The sequence below is a fragment of the Streptomyces sp. LE64 genome (assembly GCF_052606915.1).
Genome location: NZ_CP199708.1, coordinates 370530 through 390263, shown reverse-complemented (window position 1 = coordinate 390263; position 19734 = coordinate 370530). Strand labels below are relative to the sequence as shown.

The window sequence follows — 19734 nt, the reverse complement described above, 5'->3', positions numbered from 1 at the left end:
GCCTCCTCGGTCCGTGGCCATCGGCGACCACGCTCGCATTTGCACCATATGTCCGTTCCTGGAGCGGGGCGCGCGAAGGCTCCGCGGGCCGGGACGCCTCAGGACGGGAGCGGGGTGCCGCACCGGGCGCAGTACCGGTCGCCGAGACCGGTGGCCAGCCGCCCGCACTCCGTGCACACCCGGTGCAGCAGACAGGCCGGCTCTCCGCCGTACGGGTGCGCCTCCTCGGGGGCGGGGGACGGGGGTGCGACGGCCCGGGCCCCCACGGCCAGGAACGCCAGCCCCTCGGGTCCGGCCGTGAGCACGTACCGGCTCCCCGGCGGCACCCAGCTGACGCACCCCGTGTCGACGGCCTCCAGTCGGCTGCCCGACTCCAGGTGGCCGTTCCCGCGGGTGACGTAGAGCAGCAGGTCGCCGCTCTCGGGGGCGGGGGAGGCGAACTCCCGGTGCGGGGCGACCTGGACGACTTCGGCGTCGAGTTGTCGTTCGGTCCCCCCGAGTTGCCAGCCGCCGTCCTCCGTCGCCATGCGTCCCGTCCCTCGTCCGTGTGTCCGTCGTGACCGCTCGTGCGCCGCGTGCGTGCGGTGCCGGGTCCGACGGTACGCCGCCGGTGCGGTCCGGGGGAACGGTCCGGTCAGCCGGGGTGGGTGAGGGGCGAGTGGCGGGGCGGACGCGTGGGGAACGGGCGAGTGCGGACGTTTTGAGTCAGGTTCATGCCATGGAGGTCCAGGGGTGTCGGCCCATCGGAGCGGCTCAGCGCGCTCCCGGGTGCCGACGGGGGGCGGGAAGAGTCGCCACTGGCCGGATCGGATTGGTGACATTCCGTCAGGAAGTGAACTAGAGAAGGGGGATGCCCCACTGCTCGCACCGGATCCGCCGCACCGCAGCAGCCCGTGACGCACCGCCCCGGAGGTGATCTGTGCACGACGAGTTCCTGTGCCACGTCACCGCCTACGGGGTCTGCGGCGGGCAGTGGATCGGCGTGCCGCTGGGCACCTACCGGGCCCCCACGCTCCCGCTCGCCCTCTGGTGGCTGCGCGACCGCGCCCTGTGGATCGCCGATCGCCTGGATCCGGAACCCGGCGGGTCGGCCATTCCGACCGGCGCCCTCATCGAGGTCACGGACGCCGTCCCCGACGTCCCCTCGGCGCTGCGGACCTGGTGCCGCGAACCGCAGGCGCAGGCCCGGGCCGCCGAAGAGCTCTCCCAGGGGCGGCTGTTGCGGTTCGCGGCACAGGACGACACCACGGAGTACGAGCTGCTGGCCGAGTCCGTCGACACCCTCCGGATGCGACGCACGGCGAGCGGCCCGGCACTGTCCCTGGGACGGGTCCCCTCCCGGTGAGCGGGATCAGGTCTGCGGCGGCTGCTGGTCCTGGCCGCCGAGGCGGTCCTTCAGTGCCTCCTGGCCCTTGTCCACCTGGCCCTGGTACTTGTTCTGGGTCCTGCCGTCGACGTAGTCGCCTCCCTTGTCGACGCCCTTGGAGACCTGGTCCCCGTGGCCCTTCAACATGTTCTTGAGCTTGTCCATCATGGACATGGCCCACCTCCTAGAGGGGTTGTTCCGTCTTCAGCTTCACCCGACCGGGCCCGTCCCGCATCCGCGCACCGCGCCGCCCGCCCCCCGGGCGCCCGGCCCCGCTTCCCGGCGGGGGGTTGACGGCGTCCGGCGCGGGCCATGGTCACAGGGAGAGACCGCCCGCCCCGGGCGGCACCGAGGGGGAGGAGCACCCATGGCCGACAACAAGGGCCTGGCCGAGCGGCACACCGCGGACGAGGAGGGAGGCGGAGCCGGCCGAGCGCCGGGCGGGCTGCCGGTGGCGGCTGCCGCACTCACCGTGACCGTCGCCGTGTACATGGCCCTGGTCGCGTTCGGCAACATCACCGACTTCGGCACCAACCAGCAGTTCGTCCGGCACGTCCTCGCGATGGACACCACCTTCAAGGACGAGGACCTGATGTGGCGCGCCATCGAGTCGAAGGCCCTCGCCGACGCCGCCTACGTCCTGATCATCGCCTGGGAGACGCTGGCCGCCCTCGTCCTGTTGGCCTCCGGCTGGCAGTGGGCCCGTGCGCTGACCCGGCGCGGCGGTGACCCGGCCGGTGCGGCCCGGGCCCGTCGGACCGGGTCGCTGGGGCTGGTGATGGTGGTGCTGCTGTTCGGCCTCGGGTTCATCGCGATCGGCGGGGAGTGGTTCGCCATGTGGCAGTCGTCCCAGTGGAACGGCCTGGCCGCCGCGACCCGGAACCTGACGCTGGCCGGATTCGCCCTCGTGGTCACCTGGTTGCCGGGCGCCGTGCCGACCGGGGGACGGATCGGCCGCTCCTCCTGATCGCGGTTTCCGGCGGTGCGGGAGCGCACCGCCGGAGACGGAGGGGCTCAGCCCGCGGGCCCGCCCCCGCGGCGGCGCCACCACCGGGCGGCACCGCCGCCCAGGAACCCCGTGACCGCACCCCACGCCACCGCTACCACCAGCGCACCACCCCACCGCGGACGCAGCAGCACCTGCCCGGCGGACCCGCCGCCCGGATCGCCGATGCCCAGCAACGACAGACCGAAGGAGACGTCCACCCGGACGAGCAGGCACACCACCGCCACGGTCACCACCAGGGCGAGCCCCCAGCGCACGGCGAGCCGCCACAGCGGTGTGCCGGGCGGTGACCGCAGTGCCGCGAGGGCGGCCGCGGAGCAGAGCGCCAGCGCCGCGATCGGCACCAACCACCAGAACCCCGCGTCCTGTTCGGCCAGCGTCCGCACGCTCAGCTCGCGGTCCCCGCCACCCCGCAGCACCCGGTCCAGTGCCGTGGGCACCGGCAACCCGAACGGGCCGTCGACCCGGCCGTCCCACACCACCCCGAGCCCCAGCACGAACGCCAGCCAGACCAGATCGGGCAGCCCGAGCAGCACGACGGCGAACGTGTCGGCCGGGTGCCCGCGCACCCCCGCGACCACCACCCCGATCACCAGCCCCACCGCCACGTAGGCGAGCAGCAGGTCCAGCGCGGCACGTGCGGCGGGCCGCACCGCCGAACGGAACCGCGACACCCGCTCCGGAACGGGCACCCGGGGCGAGACCAGGACCGCGACGAGCAACACCCCGGCGAGCCACCCCAGACCCCGCAGCACGGTGCTGCCGACATCGGCCTCGAACCCGACCGTGGGCCGCAGCCCGAACAACTCGCCCAGCTCGGACAGGAGGCCCCCGCCGAGCGGAACTCCGAACTCCTGGCGCGCCCCGAGCGCCAACCCCACCAGCACGGCCGTCCACAGCAGGGCGATCCGACCGGCCCGGCCCGCCCACTCCCGCCCGTCCACCACCGCCCGGCGGTGCCACGGCGCCAGGAACCCCGCCCCCACGACCAGGGCCCCGGCCAGCCCCACCGACAGCGGAAGCACCCGCAACTCCCCCCGTCCCCCCAGGAACGCGCCCGCCCCGCCGGTCAGTTCGAGGTCACCACCCACGGCGAGCGACACGACCGCGACCACCACCCGGGGGAAGGCCCCGTCCGGCAGGCGGTGCGCCCCGGCGGCCCACAGTCCCGCCGTGGCGAGGACGGCCATGGCGCACAGCGCCGCGCCCACCGTGCCGCCCGCGAGGAGCCAGCCGCGCCACACCGGCCGCGCCGGGCCCTGCCCGGCCGTCCGGCCCCCGGTGCGTCCCTCGTCCACGCCGCCACGCTAAGCAGGGCAGCGGCCCGGCGCTCCCCGGAGGGGGCCGACCGCGTCCGGTCCCGCCGGGCCGCAGCGGAGCGACTCGCAGACCGGCCGAGGCCTCCGTCCGGGCTCCGCCCCCGCCCCGCCGGCGGCGGGACGGTCCGCCGCTCACCCGCTTGCCGGAACCGGCCGGCGTGGCGGGGGCCGACCGCCGTGCAGGTCGGGGGCGGGAGCGGGGCCGGGCGGGTGATGCGCGGCACGGATGTGCGGGCGTGTCCGGCCGCGGGGGCGCACGGTAGGCGGGTTCCTGTCCGTCCGCCCTCCAGGGAGACCCGTATGCCCCTCGCCCCCCGACCGAGCCGTCCCGCCGTGCGCGGTCTGGCGCTCACCGCCACCCTGCTCGCCGTCGCCTCCCTGTCGACGGCTCCGGCCCGGGCGCAGGAGGGCGGCCTGCCGTCCCACCACTGCGTGCTCAACGGGTCCGCCGTGCCGCCCGGTCAGGCCGTGTACGGCACCCCGGGGGACGACGTCATCGAGTGCGAGAACGACGTGGAGAACGTCATCATCTGGGGGGCCGGCGGAGACGACAACATCCGGGTCAAGGGGTTGATCATCGATTCCCAGGTGCTCGGCGGGGACGGGGACGACCGCATCCAGACCAGCCATCTGTACCCCCGGGCCGACCAGGCCTCGGTGCGCGGCGGCGCCGGTGACGACACCATCATCGTGCCCACCGTGATGGGCAGCACCGAACACGGCGCCACCGTCTACGGGGACCAGGGCGCGGACACCATCACCGTCGGCACCGTCTCCGGCGCGCCGGGACAGCACGCCCGCGGCGGTGGCCAGGTCTTCGGCAACGACGGGCCGGACACCATTTCGGCCGGGGTCATCGACTTCGGCGGACGGGTGCTGGGCGGCAGCGAGAACGACCTCATCGAGGCGAAGGGGGTCGGCCCCGAGGCGGGCGGCGTCATCCAGGGCGGCCCGGGCCGGGACACCATCCGCGGGACCAAGAACACCGTCCTGCTCGCCGGGCCAGGCTGGGGCCTGGTCGACGGCGGCCTCGACGTCGACGAGTGCCGGGTCGAGCACGCGAACCCGGAACGGGCCCGCAGCACCATCGCGAGCTGCCCCTGACCGCGGACACCACGGCTCCCCTCCGGTGCGGAGGGGAGCCGTTTCCGTACGCCCGTGCGCCCCGCACCCACCCCGGATGAGCCCCACGGGTGAGGGCGCGCCCCGGGCCGTGACCGGCCCGCGACTCGCCCGTTGCTCCGGACATGACCGCAACTCGACGCATCCTCGCCGCGGTGGCCCTGGCCTCCGGCGTCACCGGACTGACGGCCACCGCCGCGTCCGCCGCACCCCTTCCGCCGCAGCCCCTGGAGGTGCCCTCCGTCATCGGCCAACTCGACGCACTGTCCGCGCAGTCGGTGGGCCCGGAACACCAGGCCCGCATGCCCACCGTCACCGGGCAGGTCGGCACCGTCCAGCAGGGGCTGTCGCAGCTCGGCCAGCTCCGGCAGGTGACCGATCTGGTGGCCCCCGTGACGGGCCTGTTGCCCGCCGTGCAGACCTGAGCCGTCCGTCCTCCGCGGGCGCCGGGGCTCCCGCCCCGGCGTTCGGGAGGGAGTCGACCGCGGCGCCGGTCAGCGGTTCACGGGGGACATGTCGGTGTAGCGGTCGCCGGCGGGGGCCGACAGCGCGTCGAGCCGGGCCAGTTGGGAGGCGTCGAGGCGGATCCCGTCGGCCGCCGCGTTCTCCTCCAGCCGGGCCGTCCGCTTGGTGCCGGGGATCGGCGCGATGGCGTCGCCCCGGCTCAGCAGCCAGGCGAGGGCGGTCTGTGCGGGGGTGGCGCCGAGGTCCCGGGCGACGGCCGCGACCTCGTCCGCGATGCGCAGGTTCTGGGCGAGGTTCTCCTCGCTGAAGCGGGGGTTGTCCTTGCGGAAGTCGCCGTCGTCCAACTGGTCGCGGCTGCGGATGGCACCGGTGAGGAACCCCCGGCCCAGCGGGGAGTACGGCACGAAGCCGATGCCCAGCTCCCGGGTGAGCGGCAGGACCTCCGCCTCCGGGTCGCGGGTCCACAGCGAGTACTCGGTCTGCACCGCGGCGACCGGGTGCACCGCGTGCGCCCGGCGGATCGTCTCCGGCCCCGCCTCGGACAGCCCCGCGTACCGGATCTTGCCTTCCGCGACCAGTTCGGCGAGCACCCCCATGGTGTCCTCGACGGGCGTGTCGGGGTCCACCCGGTGCTGGTAGTAGAGGTCGATGCGGTCCGTGCCGAGCCGTCGCAGCGAACCCTCCACCGCCGCCCGGACGTTCTCCGGCGAACTGTCCAGCCCTCGCCGCCCCCGGTGCGACAGGATGCCGAACTTGGTGGCGAGCACCACCTCGTCCCGGCGTCCGGCCAGTGCACGTCCGAGCAACTCCTCGTTGGTGTAGGGCCCGTATACCTCTGCCGTGTCGAGGAAGGTGACGCCCAGGTCGATGGCCCGGTGGAGGGTGCGCACCGCCTCGGCCTCGTCCGTTCCCGCACCGGTGTAGAACGCCGACATGCCCATGCAGCCGAGGCCGAGGCGGGAGACGTCGAGACCGCCGAGCGAGACGCGTCGCATGGAGTGTGCCCTTTCCTGGGGAGGCGGGTGTGCCACGGCCACGCTGCCAGAAGCCTCCGGTGCGCGGGCACCGACATGCCGGAGGCACCGGCGGGGACCCCGGACGTCCCGGGGCCGCGCCGCCGTTCAGCCCTGGGACGCCTCCTGCCCGGGGGCGGGCGCCCGGTCGGGGCGCCGCCGGCGCACGAGCGCCGCCCCCGCGGCGAGGAGGGCTGCCGCTGCCGCCGCCGCGGACAGGACGGTGGTCCCGGTCGAGGCGAGCGCACCGGTGCCGTCGTCGTACGGGTCGGACCCGTCGGTTCCGCCGGCCGCCGTTCCGTCGCCCCCGGGCGAACCGTCGGCAGCACCGCTCGTGCCGCCGCTCGTGGTGCCGCCGGCGGCGTCGGAGCCCCGGGTGCCTCCGACGTTCGCGCCGCCGGTGTCGCCTCCGGACGAGCCGCCCCCGTTCGTGGTCCCGCCGCTCGTGCTCCCTCCGTCGGTGCCCGCTCCGGAGGTGCTGCCTCCGCTGGCGGGCTGCTCCTCGGCGACCGTCAGGGTCATCGGACGGGTCCGGGTGGTGCCCGCGGAGTTGTTGAACTCGGCCCGGTAGCGGTGACCGTCCTGGGTCCGCGTCGCGGTGAACGCCAGGGTGTGGTGGTCGGCGCCCCGCACCGTGCTCCAGCTCGTGCCCCCGTCCCGGCTCAGCTGCCAGCGCACGGTGGGCTCGGGGGCGCCCTCGGCCCGCGCGGTCAGCCGGACCTCGCTTCCCGGCTCGACCGTGACGTCCGTGGGCGACGAGGTCACCTTCGGGGACGTGCGGCGCACCAGCTTGATGACCTTGCCCTCGACGGGATGGGTCACGTACACGGCCGCGCCGCCGGGTGCCACGGTGACCGCGGCCGCGCCGAGTTGACCGTGCAGGCCGGTCAGCGGCACCGGATCGGTGCGCTGCTCGTACTCCTCGGTGTCGTACGCGGTCAGCGACCCGTTGTTGTCGTCGCCCGGTTCGGCCGGGTCCCCGCCGTCCTGACGGACCAGGAACGCACGGTCCGAGGCGCCGTCGAAGGCGACCGCGATGGCGTCGTCCGGGCCGGCGAGGGTGGCGGCCGGGCGACCGTCCGCACCGAGGACCAGGACCGTGCGGCCCGAGCCGAGCCACACGTCCCCGTTCTCCGGGTCGACCTCCACGAAGCCGCTGGGGCCACCGGCCACCACGGGGACGTCGAGGGTCCGGTGCACCGTCAGGGTGCCGGTGTCGATCCGGTGCAGCTTTCCGGCGTCGAAGTCGACGAACCACGCCCTGCCACGGGCGGGGTCCACGGCGAACCGGTTGCCGCCGGGCAGCGTCAGTTCGCGCAGGACGGCACCCGTTCCCGGATCCACCTCGCTGAGCTCGTTGCCCTGGGCGACCAGGACGGCCGTCGGCGAGGAGGTGCCGGGGCCGACGTCGGTGACGGCGCTTCCGGTCAGCCACACCCCCCGGGCGGAGGCGTCGCCGTCCTGGGCGCTGCCGATGCCGCGCAGCGGGTACTGGAACCTGACCCCGTCGCCGGGCAAGGGGCCCACGATCCGGGCCACGGCGGAGGTGCGCAGCCCGCTCGGACCGGGGGCCCGGCTGATGTGCGAGCGGACCCGGCCGTCCGCCGGGTCGAGGACGTACAGCCCCCGCTCGTCGACGTCCGCGGTGTCCGGGAGGTTGTCGGCGCCGACGTACAGCTTCTCCGACTCCGGGTGCACCAGCGCGTCCAAGGGCTTGCCGGCGGTGGCGAACCGGGCGTCCTCGCGGTAGGACACCGTGCCTTCGGGGACGTCGACGCCGATGCCCCCGGGCGGGGGTGCGGCGGCGAAGGCGACGGGGACGCGGACGTCCTGGGAGCGGTCGCCCGCACCGCGGTGGTCCACTCGGGTCACCACCGCACACCTGACCGTCTTGCAGTCGAGTCCGGCCGAGGCGGCCTTGAGGTGGAGCTCGACGTCGAAGGTGCCGCCGATTCCGTATCCGGTCGCCAACTCGCCCTCGTGGGCGTCGCCCCGGGGGACGATCCAGGCGGACGCCTTCGATCCGCCGCTCATGTCGGCGCCGCCGGCGCAGGGGGAGGGGACCCGGCCCTGGCCGTTGTCCTTGCACAGGGCGACGTAGACCCCCTTGGACTCGTCGTAGTCCTTGCCGGTGACCCGTACGGTCTGTCCGGAGGGGTCGAGCCCCCTGGTGACGGAGACGGACAACTCCTGTCCGTCCCGGCCCCGTTCGGTGACCGGGGTGCCGGCGGCGCCGAGCGCGGACCCGGTCCCGACCGTGAGGGCGGCGGGGCCCAGCAGGCTCAGCACCGCGGTGAGCGCCGCCGCCCTCCGTTTCCGGCTCGGGCGGCGGGATGCGCGGGGGGAAGGGGTGGCTGTCATGGCTTCCTCGTCGTGCGGGTCCGGGACGCGTGCGGGAGGGCGGGTCCCGGCCGGGGGTCCGGGACCCGCCCCGGGCGCGGTGTCAGGAGAAGGTCACCGGGACGTGCACGTCGTACTTGCGGTCGCCGGCGTCGGTGTGGTCCGCCCGTGTCACGACGGCGCAGTCGACGGTGTCCCCGCAGACGTTGCCGCCGCCGAGGTCGGCCTTGACGTGGATGGTGGCCGAGAAGCTGCCCCCGGTGCCGAAGGCGGAACTGTTCGGGAGGGTTCCGCCGCCGAAGTTGCTCACCCAGTACGAGGCACCGGTGTTGCCGTTCTCGTCCTGGCCGCCGAGGCACGGGGTCGGCTTGTTGGCGCCCTGGCTGCCGCTCACGGCGCACAGCCCGACGTAGATGCCCTGCCAGGCGTTGTAACCCGTCCCCGTGACGGTGATGTTGGCGCCCGCGGCGGAGGCGGTGTTCGGAGCGGTGAGGGAGAGGTGGTAGGTGGTGGATCCGTCGACGATCGTGCGGCTTCCGGTGGCCGCCGACGCGGAGGAGGCCAGACCGAGGGTCAGCGCGGCGGCGGAGAAAGCGGCGACGCCCGCACGGGCGGCGGTCCGGGGGGAGGGTGCAGCACTCATCCTGTGAGCACCTTTCTGACCGGGGAACGGATGTGCGGGAACGCTCCTGGACACCCGTTCAAGTTAGGTAAGGCACACCTAAATTCATCTCATGGAGATTGTCAACGGTCGGTAATGGGCTCGCAACGCCCTTGTGGGGGAGGGGTCCTGACGCCCAGGCTGCTGGGACGGGACCGGGTGGATGGAGGTCGGGCGTCGAATGTCCCGTTCCGGCGACAAAGGTCCGAGCCGCGTGACAGATGGCGGGCGCGTACAACCAATGCCTTCGGAACCCGGTCTAGCAGGGCGCAACGAGCGGAACGGAGAGGAGAGGGCGGACATGGGGGAGACGCGCAGGAGATGGGGTGCGGCGGTCGGAATCGCCGCCGTGGTGGTGCCGTTGACGGTGGTGCTCGGGGCGGCGCCCGCGAGCGCCGCGTCCTGCACCGTGCAGGCCGGCCCGTACCAGAAGAAGGTGGAGAAGTTCCTCGGTCGTCCGGTGGACGGCCGGCAGTCGACCACCGACTGCAAGGCGATCCAGAAGTTCCAGCGGACGCACGGCATCACGCCGTCCGCCGGCTATGCGGGAAAGATCACCTGGGGTGTCATGGACCTGATGCAAAAGCAGAAGGCCGTGGGCAACAAGCCCAACCGGGAGGGGCGTTGCCCGACCAACCGGGGGCGCATCGCCTGCGTCAACCTCACCCTCCAGATCAGTTGGATCCAGGACGGCAACCGCGTCAAGTTCGGGCCGGTCCCGGTCCGCACCGGCCGGGACGGAGACGAGACGCGCACCGGTCTGAAGAGGATCGGTTGGCGCAACATCGACCACCACTCGACCCTCTACGACGTGCCCATGCCCTACGCCCAGTTCTTCGACGGCGGGCAGGCGTTCCACGCGGCGGGCGTCAGCATGTGGAACCCGCCGGGCTCGCGCGGCTGCGTGAACATGCGCAAGGGCGACGCCAAGACGTACTGGTCCCACCTCCGCAGCGGCGACGACGTCTTCGTCTACGGCAGGAAGCCCGGCACCTGACCGTCGGGCGGAGCCGAGGGCGACGATGCGAACGGGCCGGGGGGCGTGCCCCCGGCCCGTCGCCGTTCACGCGGAACCGTGCGTCAGCAGTAGAGGTTCCCGCCGGTGGGGACCCCGAGGATGCGGGTGAAGTCCTTGTAGCGCTTCACCCGGCTCTCGACCTGGCGAGGGTTGCCGCCCTCGCACTCCAGCGTGCCGTTGATCGCCCGGATCGTCTGGGCGAAGCCCGCGCCGCTCACCATCGCGTCGTGGGCGGTGATCGGGCCGGGGCCGTTCTGGGTGTTCCAGTACCACAGGCCGGTCATCATGGCGACCGCCGGGTTCCTCTCGACCTCCCAGGGGTTGTTCAGCAGGTCGATGCCGAGGTAGTCGCCGGCCGTCTTGTAGTTGAAGTTCCAGCTCAGCTGGATCGGACCGCGACCGTAGTACGCCGACTGCCCGGCCGGGCAGCCGTACGACTTGCTCTTGTCGCAGTAGTGCGGGTAGTTGGCCTCGTTGATCTCCTTGATGTAGTAGAGGCCGCCGGTCTCGTGGCTGATGTTCGCGAGGAAGGCCGCGGCCTCCTGCTTGCGCTGGGTGTCCGTACCCGTGTGGGCGAACTTCGGGAACGCCTTCATCGCGTCCGTCAGGCCCTTGTAGGTGTAGAACGGGTTCCGGCGCGGGAACATCTCGTTGAACTGGGCCTCGCTCACCACGAAGCTGTTGTGGTTCGGGTTGCCGTTGCCGCCGCAGGTGTACGCGTCCCAGTAGTAGGTGCTCACCACGGGGTTGTAACCGGGGTTGTTGCGCTCGGCGATGTACACGCTGCCGTCCGTGTACTTGACGATGTCGCCGGTCTGGTAGTTCGCGCCGGACGACCAGGTGGGCGCGATGGCGCACTCGTCCGTGCCGGTCGCGGCGTTCGCCGAGGCGGGCACGACCAGGGTGGCGGCGAACGAGCCCACGGCCGCGAGGCCGACCGCAAGCGTCTTCAAACGATCTCTGAGCACGGGTCTTGTTCCCCTTCGAGCTTTCAACAGGCACGCCTGACCAGCCCAGTTGACCGAGTCGAATCGGTTTGGGCTCGCCGTGGCGGGTGTAGGGCTCAGCCAAGCGTTCGGACGGTCGCGCGTCAAGGTCTAGACCACAATGGATCTTGCTCTAACTCGAAGAAAAAGAAAGGTTGTTATTCCGAACGCCGCAGATCGGACCCCCTAGGGGGGATGGCTCCCGAAAATGTAAGGGGCACCCACGCGCCCGTTGCGGAGGGTGCAAGGCGGACCCTGCGGAAACGCAGAAGTGGGCGGGGTCCCGGACCGCGGCCGCTTCCGCGATCCGGGACTCCGCCCGGGTCCCCGGGCCGCCCACGACGTCGGCCCGGAGAGGATTGAGGTGGCGTCAGCGTCCCTGGAGGGCCTTCACGTTGTCGCCGAACGTCCAGTTGCGCGAGCCGTCCCAGTTCAGCGACCAGGTCATCAGGCCCTTGAGCTGACCGTTGTAGTGGTTCCACGCCTGGGAGACCAGGGAGGGGGACATGTAGCCGCCTCCGGCACCCTGTTGGGCCGGCAGACCGGGCACCTGCTTGTCGTACGGGACCCGGATCGTGGTTCCCTGGACCACCAGCCCGCGGTCGAGGCAGTCGGTCTGGGCCACGAAGCCCTGTACCGTGCCGGCGTTGTACGAGTCCCAGGAGCAGCCGTACATGCTGCCGTTGTAGTACTGCATGTTCAGCCACCACAGCCGGCCGTTGTCGGCGTACTTCTTGATGACGGGCAGGTAGGAGCCCCAGATCGAGCCGTACACGATGCTGCCGCCGGTCACGTAGGCCGTTTCGGGCGCCATCGTGAGGCCGAAGTTGGACGGCATCTGGGCCAGCACCCCGTCGATGATGCGGATCAGGTTGGCCTGCGAGGCGGAGAGGGTGTTGATGTTGCCGCTGCCGACCAGACCGGTCTCGATGTCGATGTCGATCCCGTCGAAGTTGTACTTCTTGAGGATCGGGACGATCGTGGCGACGAACCGGTCGGCCACCGCGCTGGAGCTCAGGTCGATGCCGGCCGCCGCGCCTCCGATGGACATCAGGATGGTCTGTCCCGCGGCCTTCGCCGCGCACATCTGCTCGGGCGTGGGCACCTTCACGGTGCTGTCCATGCCGTCCTCCCACAGCACCGTTCCGTCCGAGCGGATCACGGGGAAGGCGGCGTTGAGCACGTTGTAGCCGTGCTGGGTGATCCGGCCGTCGTCGATGGGGATCCAGCCGAGCGGGGGGTGGACGCCGTTCGCCGCGCCGTCCCAGTTCTCCCAGTACCCCTGGAGCACCTTTCCGGCGGGCTTGGACTTCACCGCGCAGGAGCTGGTGGTGGTCTCCGAGACGGCGGGGGCGGCCCCGGCGGGGGCCGGCGCCGCGGCGGCGGTCAGGGGGACCGTGGTGGCCAGGGCCAGACCGATGCCGAGCAGTCGTGCCCTGCGGCCGATGCTGCGGAACATGCTGTGCTCCCTTCGAACCGGTCGACCCGCGCGCCCTTGGGGAGGACGCCGGGTCACGGAAGTGGTCGGCGGGAGGCGGCGTGCGGGGGGAGCACGCCACCTCCCGGGTGGGGGGAACCCGAAGACGTGCGCGAAACGGTGCGGGAGTGCGGGGGTGTGGGGGAGATGACGGTGGGGGACGTCAGGAGTGGGGGGTGGGGGGTGGTGTTGCCATACCGTAAGTTGGTCCAGACCTAGCGTCAATAGGTCTGGACCAAAACGCAGTTGAGGAGGGTGGGGCGGTCCCGCGGCTCCGTCGCGGATGGTCCGCTCGACGCCCGGGGTGGGGCGTTCCGGGCGCTGCGGTGGTGCTGATGTTCCCTTTCGGGTGGTCTTGTCGGCCTCCGTGCGCGCCTCCCTGTCGATTCGGGTCGAGTGCCGGGGCGCGTTGCGCGCCGGCGGCGCCGGGGGTGCCGGTGTGTGCGATCCCGGTCCCTCGTGTGGGAAACATCGCTACAGACTTGGTCTAGACCGATCGCTTTCGACTGCTAACGTCGGCGCAGCAATTTCGGCAGTCGAGAGGAGACAGCTGTGGCAACGGGCCGCGGGCATGCCGGGCGGGCGTACGTGGGATCGTTCACGGCCGCCGGGGGACCGGGCGTCGTGTCGGCGTCCGTGGACCCGGTCACCGGCGCCCTCCACCTCCTCGGCGCCACCGACACGGTCGCCGATCCCTCGTACCTCGCGCTCTCCTCGGACGGCGCCGTCCTGTACGCGGTGAGCGAGACCTCCCCCGGGGCCGTCACGGCGCTCGACGTCACCGCCGACCGTCCGCGCCCGATCGGCGGACCCGTGCTGGTGGGTGGCGACGGACCCACCCACCTCGCCCTGTACCGGAACCACCTGCTGACCGCCAACTACGGTTCCGGCAGCGTGAGCGCCGTCCCCCTGCGCTCCGAGGGAGCCCTCGCGCAGGAGCCCTCGGGCGTGCTCGTCCACGAGGGCACCGGACCCCACCCCCAGCGCCAACAGGCCCCGCACGCCCATCAGGTGCTGCCCGCCCCCGGGGGTCGGTGGGCGGTGAGCGTGGACCTCGGCACGGACTCGGTGCGGGTCTTCGACCTCGCGGGGTCCGGAGAGCCGCGGGTCCACCGGGAGGTCGCCCTACGCCCCGGCAGCGGGCCCCGGCACCTGGTGTTCCATCCGGGCGGGACCCATGCGTACGTGGTGAACGAGTTGGCCCCGACGCTGACGGTCTGCCGGTGGGACGGCGGGGAAGGGGTGCTCCGTCCGCTGACGGAGGTCGCGCTGCTGCCGGAGGCGCCCGAGGGGGACGCCTACCCGTCCGCGGTCACGGTCGACCCCGACGGACGGTTCGTGTGGGTCGCGGTCCGCGGCACGGACGTCCTCTCCGTGCTGGCCGTGGAGGAGGAGGGGGCGGGACTGCGCCGCCTCGCCACGGTCCCGTGCGGAGGCCGCTGGCCCCGCGACCTGACGGTGGACCCCACGGGCCGACGCCTCTACGCGGCGAACGAGCGCTCGGGCGACGTGACCTGGTTCGACGTCGACCCGCTGACCGGTCTGCCGACCCGTGCGGGCTCGGTGCCGGTGCCCGCCGCGTCCTGCGTCGTCCTGCGCTGAACCCTTCCGCGCCGAACGTGCGGTACCGGAACCCGTCGACCGGCCCGCCCGGACGGGCGGGCCGACGAGGCGTCAGCGCTGAGCGGCGCCCGCGCCGGTGAGCGGGATGCCGAGCGCGGTGGCGTACTTGGACAGCACCAGCTTGCCGATCGCGGGGTAGGCGCCCAGCGGCTCGGCCGCCGCGCAGCCCGCCTCCTTGGCCGCGGCCTCCAGCAGGATCGGGTCGATCTCCGGACCGATCAGGTACGGCGCGAGCGCGAGCTGCCCGGAGCCGGAGGAGCGCAACTGCTCGGCGATCTCCGCGATGGAACCCTCCTGGTCGAGGGCGGCGGCCATCACCGGCACGGCGAGCCGTGCGGCGAGCAGCATGCCGGTGATCCCCGCCGCCTGCGCGGCCTCCTCGCCCCCCACCGAGGCGATGATGATGCCGTCGGCCGCCGTGGCCACGGTGAAGAGTCGGGCCCGGTCCGCGCGGGCGAGCCCGGCCTCGGAGAGCCGCACGTGCAGCGCCTCGGCGAGCAGCGGGTGGGGGCCGAGGGCGTCGGTGATCTCGGCGGCCACCTTGCTGTCGTTGACGGCCTTGCGGACGTCCCGCAGGAGCGAGCCGTCGGCGCCCGCGAGCAACGGCACCACGACCGCGACGGGCCCTTCGGGCTCGGTCGCCTCGGAGCCAGCCGCACGGGCCTGCTCGTAGCGGGCGGTGCGCTCCTGCGCGGCGTTCGCGAGGAGCGAGGAGAGCGCCGGGAACTCGTCGTCCCCGCAGAGGTAGCCGATCCGGGCGTCGAGCCCGGGCAGTTCGGCGCGTGCGATGCTCACGACCTCTTCGGCGAGGCTCCGCACGGAACCACTGGGCGTCCCCGGGACCGCCAGGACGAGCGCGGGCGCCCCCTCGGGGGCGACCGCGGGCTCAGGGCGACGGTGGCGTCCTGACTGACGAGGGCGCGGCATGCGTACGGGCAGGTCGTTGGCTGGCCCAGTGGGGGTGCTCATGGCGCCGCATGCTACTGGCTTCACCCCCCTCCCCGTTGGGGGAGGGGGCAGGTGAGCGGCATCTATCAGATTTTGTCCGATTGATCTCGTTCATCTGACTCATTGGAAGGATGCCTCCCGAACGCGCGAGCGTCAGGCGTCCGGCGGGGTGGTGCGGACGGACAGCATGCGGGCGTCGACCGGCAGCCCGAGGTCCCCCGCGGCCAGCCCGGTGGCGATCCGGACCGAACCGAGCAGCGGGTCGCCGTCGGCCGCGGTCCGCCGCGCGCCCGGCAGCCGCACGGACAGCTCCGCGGTCAGCGGGCGGAGCAACGGGTCGCCCATCTTGAACAGCCCGCCGGTGAAGGCCACGTCGAAGGTTCCTTCCGCGGGTGCGACCGCGGCCGTGGTGTCCACGATGTGCGCGGCGGCCCGCCGCAGGATGTCCGCGGCCACCGGGTCCGGTTCCTGGCCGCCGGCGCCGGAGGCGCAGGCGGCCACGGAGGGCGCGAAGGAGGCGAGGACGGCCGGCCGGTCCGTGCGCGGGTAGAGCCGTCCGGGCAGGCCCTCCGGCTCGCCGAAGGTCTCCACGGCCCGCGCGAGCAGGGCCGCGGAGCCGCCGCGCCGCCCGTCGAACGCCCGCATGGCGGCGTCGAGTCCGGCGCGGCCGATCCACGCGCCGCCGCCGCTGTCGCCGAGCAGGTGGCCCCAGCCGTCGGCGCGGCGCCAGTCGCGGAGGTCGGTGCCGGTGGCGATCATGCCGGTGCCGCCGGCGACGACCACGCCCGGACGGTTGCCGAGCGCGCCCGCGTAGGCGGTGACCACGTCGCAGGCCAGAGCGAGCCGGCGCACGCCGAGTTCCCGGGCGAAGCCGTCCGGGAGTTCGGCGTGCAGCCGGTCGCCGAGGGAGAACAGTCCGGCGGCGCCCACGGCCGCGGCGGCGAGTTCGCTGATCCCGGCGTCCGCCATCAGGGACCGTGCCATGGGAACGAGCTGTTCCAGGAAGTGTTCGGCGTCGATGCCGCCGGGGCCGGTGCGCACCGGCCGGCCGGAGGTGAGCGGCGCGGAGCGGGCGCGGCCGTCCGACGCGAGGACGACGCGCAGCCCGGAACCGCCGGAGTCGACGGCGAGGACCGCGGACGGGGGGTGCGGGCGCCCGGCGGCGGTCACGGCAGCCGCCAGTCGACGGGCCGGGCCCCCTGCTGGACGAGCAGGTCGTTGGCGCGGCTGAACGGGCGGGAACCGAAGAAGCCGTTGTCGGCCGACATGGGCGAGGGGTGGACGGACTCCACCGCCGGGAGGTCGCCGAGCAGCGGCCGGACGTTGCGGGCGTCCCGGCCCCACAGGATGGACACCAGCGGGCGTCCGCGCGCGGCGAGGGCGCGGATGGCCTGTTCGGTGACCGCCTCCCAGCCCTTGTTCCGGTGGGCTCCGGGCTTGCGCGGGGCAGTGGTGAGGGCCTTGTTGAGGAGCAGGACGCCCTGTTCGGTCCACGGGGTGAGGTCACCGTTGGAGGGCGGGGCGACGCCCAGGTCGCTGGTGAGTTCCCGGTAGATGTTGACCAGGCTTCCGGGGAGCGGACGGACCTCGGGCGCCACGGAGAAGGACAGCCCCACGGCATGGCCCGGCGTGGGGTACGGGTCCTGACCGACGATCAGGACCCGTACTTCGTCGAAGGGCTGTTGGAAGGCGCGCAGCACGTGCGCTCCGGCGGGCAGGTAGGTGCGACCCGCGCCGATCTCCGCGCGCAGGAAATCACCCATCCGGGTGATTTGGTCGGCAACGGGTTCCAGGGCCTTGGCCCACCCCGCCTCGACGATCTCGTGCAAAGGTCGTGCTGCCACGCGGACGTGCCCCCCAGGTGCTCAGATGTGCGGAGTGACCCGCGCGGGGTGTCGTAGGCCCGCGCGGCTCGAAGAGTACCGCCGTACGAGAAGGTTCCTTACCCCGGGACGGCCACGCGATTCCCCCCGCGTGGCGGCCCCGAGGGCCCGGCAGATGCACTCCACACGCTTGCAGTACGGGCATACGGGGACCACGGTGGTCTCCTTCCATGACTGGGGATGTCGGTTCCTTATCCCTCCCTTAGAGAAACGGGTAAGGGCGTGTGCAGGTTTCGAAAGGGAATGAAGACTCCATGATGTTTTACGTCACGTCGATTTTCGGCCAGAGTGGCTGAGCAGGCACTCTGTTGCATCGTGTTATGGCGTGACTGCGGCCCGCACACACAGGACGTCCGGGAGGTGCGAGGCGAGCTGGCGCCAGGTGTCACCGTCATCTCGCGAGGCGTACAATTCGCCGTTGCGATTGCCGAAGTACACTCCTGCGGGGTCCGCGTCGTCGGTGCACAGGGCGTCCCGCAGCACCGTCCCGTAGTGGTCCCCGGTGGGCAGGCCGACGGTCAACGCCTCCCAACTGCGCCCGGCGTCCTGGGTGCGGAACACCCGACAGCGGCGGTCGGCCGGCACCCGGTCCCAGTCGGCGTTGATCGGGTACACGTAGGCGGTGTCCGGCCGGCGCGGATGCGTGGCCGCGGCGAAGCCGAACGTCGACGGCAGGCCCGCGCCGATGTCCGTCCAGTGCCCTCCCGCGTCGTCGCTGCGGTACACGCCCCAGTGGTTCTGGAGGTAGAGCCGGTCGGGGTCCGCCGCGTCCTGGGCGACCTTGTGGACGCACTGGCCGAACTCCGGGTGCTGATCGGGCAGGAACACCGCGGAGACGCCCGCGTTCGACGGTGCCCAACTCGTCCCGCCGTCCACGGTGCGGAACACACCGGCCGCGGACACGGCCACGGTCACCGCCGCGGGGTCGCGGGCGTCGGTGACGACGGTGTGCAGCCCCTCCCCGCCCCCACCGGGCTCCCAGCGGGAACGGGTCGGGTGCTCCCACAGGGGGCGGACCAGCGCGAAGCTCTCCCCCCGGTCCTCCGAGCGGTACAGCGCCGCCGGCTCCGTGCCCGCGTACACCACGTCCGGCTCCGCCGCGGCGGGGTGCAGCTGCCACACCCGTTCCAGGGACGCGCCGGTGTCCCGGGGGAACCGGATGGCCGGGCTGGCCGGCTCGTGCCAGGTGCGGCCCAGGTCGTCGGAGTGGAACACCGAGGGTCCCCAGTGCGCGCTGTCGGCGCCCACCAGCAGCCTCGGCACCCCGGCCCGGGTGTCGATGGCCACCGCGTACACGGCCTGCGAAGGGAAGTGCGGCCCCTCGTCGAAGGTCCACGGTCCCCGGGGGCCGCGGCGGCCCAGGAACAGGCCCTTGCGGGTGCCCACGGCGAGGAGTGCGTCGGTCTCGGTCATCGGGGTGCCTTTCGAACCTCGTGCTCAGCCGTGCGTGGCCCCCCTCACCCACTGTCTACCCGATCACCGGTCGCGACCAGCGCCCAGGCGTCCCCTCCGGTGTGTCACCGGCGCCGGGCCGCCACCTTGGTCGCGATCTCGGACACGGTGGTCGGTCCCACCCGGCAGCAGCCGCCCACCAGCCGCGCCCCCGCCGCCCACCAGGCGTCCACCCGGTCGGCGGTGAACCGGACGGGCCCCGCCCACGTCCGGCGTGCCGCGTCCCACCGCTCACCGCTGTTCGGGTACACCACCACCGGCTTGCCCGTGACCCGGGCCGCGAGGGCCACCGCGGCGTCCGCGTCGTCGGGGGTGCAGCAGTTCACGCCGACCGCGACCACCTCGTCCGCCTCGGCGGCCACCGCGAACGCCTCGACGAGCGCCTGCCCGGCACGGGTGCGGCCCCCCAGGACGCTGTAGGAGAGCCAGGCCGGCACCCCGAGCCCCCGCACCGCGCGGACCAGGGCGCGCCCCTCGTCCGCGTCGGGAACCGTCTCCAGGGCCAGGACGTCGGGGGCCGCCTCGGCGAGCACCTCCAGCCGGGGCCGGTGGAAGCGCTCCAGTTCCGCGACGCCCAGACCGTAGCGCCCCCGGTACTCCGAACCGTCCGCGAGCATCGCCCCGTAGGGTCCGACGGACGCCGCCACCCACCGGGGCCGCCCGTCCGGCGCCCCGCTGGCAGCCTCCCGGGCCAGCTCCACGCCGAGCCGCAGCAGTTCCGCCGTCCGTGTCCGGTCCGCGCCGCACCGGGCGAAGCCCTCGAAGGTCGCCTGGTAGGTGGCCGTGGTGGCGAGGTCCGCGCCCGCGGCGAAGTACGCCCGGTGTGCGGCGACGATCGCCCGGGGACGTTCCGCCAGCAACCGCGCCGACCACAACGCCCCGTCGAGCCGCTCGCCGCCGGCCTCCAGCTGGTTCGAGAGTCCGCCGTCCAGCACCAGCGGGCCCCGGGCCAGGGCGGAGAGGAACGAGGGCGCCGGGCCGCTCCGGGCACCCGCGGTGTTCGCATCCATCCTTCGACGCTAACCCGCCGGGCGGCGGCTGTGCGGGACGGAGCA

The 19734-nt window shown here is 73.3% G+C and carries 19 protein-coding genes; 6 read left to right on the top strand and 13 right to left on the bottom strand.

What is annotated here, in order from left to right:
- Positions 1–98: 98 nt before the first annotated feature.
- Positions 99–527, bottom strand: a complete 429-nt coding sequence (locus ACSMX9_RS01650; protein ID WP_445399345.1) for a hypothetical protein — start codon at positions 525–527, stop codon at positions 99–101.
- A 392-nt stretch (positions 528–919) separates the two neighbouring features.
- Here ACSMX9_RS01650 and ACSMX9_RS01645 point away from each other — a divergent pair, with 392 nt between their 5' ends.
- Positions 920–1345, top strand: coding sequence for a hypothetical protein (locus tag ACSMX9_RS01645; RefSeq protein ID WP_351244786.1), 426 nt, complete (start codon positions 920–922; stop codon positions 1343–1345).
- A 6-nt stretch (positions 1346–1351) separates the two neighbouring features.
- Here ACSMX9_RS01645 and ACSMX9_RS01640 read toward each other — a convergent pair whose 3' ends face one another.
- Positions 1352–1540: an antitoxin gene (locus ACSMX9_RS01640; protein WP_445399344.1), complete on the bottom strand. Its 189-nt coding sequence runs from the start codon at positions 1538–1540 to the stop codon at positions 1352–1354.
- Between the two features lie 193 nt (positions 1541–1733).
- Here ACSMX9_RS01640 and ACSMX9_RS01635 point away from each other — a divergent pair, with 193 nt between their 5' ends.
- Complete coding sequence (locus ACSMX9_RS01635) at positions 1734–2333, top strand: DUF2165 domain-containing protein (RefSeq protein WP_445399342.1); 600 nt, start codon at positions 1734–1736, stop codon at positions 2331–2333.
- A gap of 47 nt (positions 2334–2380) precedes the next feature.
- Here ACSMX9_RS01635 and ACSMX9_RS01630 read toward each other — a convergent pair whose 3' ends face one another.
- Positions 2381–3670, bottom strand: a complete 1290-nt coding sequence (locus tag ACSMX9_RS01630) for a streptophobe family protein (protein ID WP_445399340.1) — start codon at positions 3668–3670, stop codon at positions 2381–2383.
- 321 nt (positions 3671–3991) lie between these two features.
- Between ACSMX9_RS01630 and ACSMX9_RS01625 the strand changes: the two genes are divergently transcribed.
- Together ACSMX9_RS01625 and ACSMX9_RS01620 are read left to right on the top strand one after the other, a co-directional pair.
- Positions 3992–4795 carry a hypothetical protein gene (locus ACSMX9_RS01625; protein ID WP_351249292.1) on the top strand — a complete coding sequence of 268 codons (804 nt, stop codon included), beginning with the start codon at positions 3992–3994 and terminating at the stop codon, positions 4793–4795.
- A 143-nt stretch (positions 4796–4938) separates the two neighbouring features.
- Positions 4939–5238 (top strand): hypothetical protein, encoded by a 300-nt coding sequence (locus ACSMX9_RS01620; RefSeq protein WP_445399338.1) that lies wholly within the window; start codon positions 4939–4941, stop codon positions 5236–5238.
- A gap of 69 nt (positions 5239–5307) precedes the next feature.
- Here ACSMX9_RS01620 and ACSMX9_RS01615 read toward each other — a convergent pair whose 3' ends face one another.
- The 3 genes from ACSMX9_RS01615 to ACSMX9_RS01605 form a co-directional block, all read right to left on the bottom strand.
- On the bottom strand, positions 5308–6273 hold the full coding sequence (locus tag ACSMX9_RS01615; protein WP_445399336.1) for an aldo/keto reductase: 966 nt from the start codon (positions 6271–6273) through the stop codon (positions 5308–5310).
- A gap of 126 nt (positions 6274–6399) precedes the next feature.
- Positions 6400–8652, bottom strand: a complete 2253-nt coding sequence (locus ACSMX9_RS01610; RefSeq protein ID WP_445399334.1) for an immunoglobulin domain-containing protein — start codon at positions 8650–8652, stop codon at positions 6400–6402.
- An 82-nt stretch (positions 8653–8734) separates the two neighbouring features.
- Complete coding sequence (locus ACSMX9_RS01605) at positions 8735–9274, bottom strand: hypothetical protein (RefSeq protein WP_445399332.1); 540 nt, start codon at positions 9272–9274, stop codon at positions 8735–8737.
- A 319-nt stretch (positions 9275–9593) separates the two neighbouring features.
- Between ACSMX9_RS01605 and ACSMX9_RS01600 the strand changes: the two genes are divergently transcribed.
- Positions 9594–10289, top strand: a complete 696-nt coding sequence (locus tag ACSMX9_RS01600; RefSeq protein WP_445399330.1) for a L,D-transpeptidase — start codon at positions 9594–9596, stop codon at positions 10287–10289.
- Positions 10290–10372: 83 nt separating this feature from the next.
- Here ACSMX9_RS01600 and ACSMX9_RS01595 read toward each other — a convergent pair whose 3' ends face one another.
- A complete protein-coding gene (locus ACSMX9_RS01595; protein WP_445399328.1) occupies positions 10373–11278 on the bottom strand; it encodes a glycoside hydrolase family 19 protein in 906 nt (301 codons plus the stop codon).
- 388 nt (positions 11279–11666) lie between these two features.
- On the bottom strand, positions 11667–12743 hold the full coding sequence (locus ACSMX9_RS01590) for a chitinase (protein ID WP_445402864.1): 1077 nt from the start codon (positions 12741–12743) through the stop codon (positions 11667–11669).
- Between the two features lie 582 nt (positions 12744–13325).
- On the opposite strand from ACSMX9_RS01590, the gene ACSMX9_RS01585 reads away from it, so the two are divergent.
- Entirely contained in the window at positions 13326–14375 is a 1050-nt protein-coding gene (locus ACSMX9_RS01585; RefSeq protein WP_445399326.1) for a lactonase family protein, read from the top strand.
- A gap of 72 nt (positions 14376–14447) precedes the next feature.
- Here ACSMX9_RS01585 and ACSMX9_RS01580 read toward each other — a convergent pair whose 3' ends face one another.
- The 5 genes from ACSMX9_RS01580 to mmuM all read right to left on the bottom strand — a co-directional run bounded on the left by ACSMX9_RS01580 (position 14448) and on the right by mmuM (position 19689).
- Entirely contained in the window at positions 14448–15365 is a 918-nt protein-coding gene (locus ACSMX9_RS01580) for a sirohydrochlorin chelatase (protein WP_445399324.1), read from the bottom strand.
- 132 nt (positions 15366–15497) lie between these two features.
- Complete coding sequence (locus tag ACSMX9_RS01575) at positions 15498–16514, bottom strand: N-acetylglucosamine kinase (protein ID WP_445399322.1); 1017 nt, start codon at positions 16512–16514, stop codon at positions 15498–15500.
- Positions 16511–17188 (bottom strand): uracil-DNA glycosylase, encoded by a 678-nt coding sequence (locus ACSMX9_RS01570; RefSeq protein WP_445399320.1) that lies wholly within the window; start codon positions 17186–17188, stop codon positions 16511–16513. Before ACSMX9_RS01570 ends, ACSMX9_RS01575 begins: the two co-directional genes overlap by 4 nt.
- Before the next feature lie 357 nt (positions 17189–17545).
- Entirely contained in the window at positions 17546–18640 is a 1095-nt protein-coding gene (locus ACSMX9_RS01565; protein WP_445399319.1) for a WD40/YVTN/BNR-like repeat-containing protein, read from the bottom strand.
- Between the two features lie 104 nt (positions 18641–18744).
- Positions 18745–19689 carry a homocysteine S-methyltransferase gene (gene mmuM, locus ACSMX9_RS01560; protein WP_445399317.1) on the bottom strand — a complete coding sequence of 315 codons (945 nt, stop codon included), beginning with the start codon at positions 19687–19689 and terminating at the stop codon, positions 18745–18747.
- Positions 19690–19734: the final 45 nt, after the last annotated feature.

What these genes read in the sequence shown, in the direction of transcription:
- ACSMX9_RS01650 (WP_445399345.1), bottom strand. Translation starts at nt 527, where the DNA reads ATGGCGACGGAGGACGGCGGCTGGCAACTCGGGGGGACCGAACGACAA.
- ACSMX9_RS01640 (WP_445399344.1), bottom strand. Translation starts at nt 1,540, where the DNA reads ATGTCCATGATGGACAAGCTCAAGAACATGTTGAAGGGCCACGGGGAC.
- ACSMX9_RS01635 (WP_445399342.1), top strand. Translation starts at nt 1,734, where the DNA reads ATGGCCGACAACAAGGGCCTGGCCGAGCGGCACACCGCGGACGAGGAG.
- ACSMX9_RS01625 (WP_351249292.1), top strand. Translation starts at nt 3,992, where the DNA reads ATGCCCCTCGCCCCCCGACCGAGCCGTCCCGCCGTGCGCGGTCTGGCG.
- ACSMX9_RS01620 (WP_445399338.1), top strand. Translation starts at nt 4,939, where the DNA reads ATGACCGCAACTCGACGCATCCTCGCCGCGGTGGCCCTGGCCTCCGGC.
- ACSMX9_RS01615 (WP_445399336.1), bottom strand. Translation starts at nt 6,273, where the DNA reads ATGCGACGCGTCTCGCTCGGCGGTCTCGACGTCTCCCGCCTCGGCCTC.
- ACSMX9_RS01610 (WP_445399334.1), bottom strand. Translation starts at nt 8,652, where the DNA reads ATGACAGCCACCCCTTCCCCCCGCGCATCCCGCCGCCCGAGCCGGAAA.
- ACSMX9_RS01605 (WP_445399332.1), bottom strand. Translation starts at nt 9,274, where the DNA reads ATGAGTGCTGCACCCTCCCCCCGGACCGCCGCCCGTGCGGGCGTCGCC.
- ACSMX9_RS01600 (WP_445399330.1), top strand. Translation starts at nt 9,594, where the DNA reads ATGGGGGAGACGCGCAGGAGATGGGGTGCGGCGGTCGGAATCGCCGCC.
- ACSMX9_RS01580 (WP_445399324.1), bottom strand. Translation starts at nt 15,365, where the DNA reads ATGAGCACCCCCACTGGGCCAGCCAACGACCTGCCCGTACGCATGCCG.
- ACSMX9_RS01565 (WP_445399319.1), bottom strand. Translation starts at nt 18,640, where the DNA reads ATGACCGAGACCGACGCACTCCTCGCCGTGGGCACCCGCAAGGGCCTG.
- mmuM (WP_445399317.1), bottom strand. Translation starts at nt 19,689, where the DNA reads ATGGATGCGAACACCGCGGGTGCCCGGAGCGGCCCGGCGCCCTCGTTC.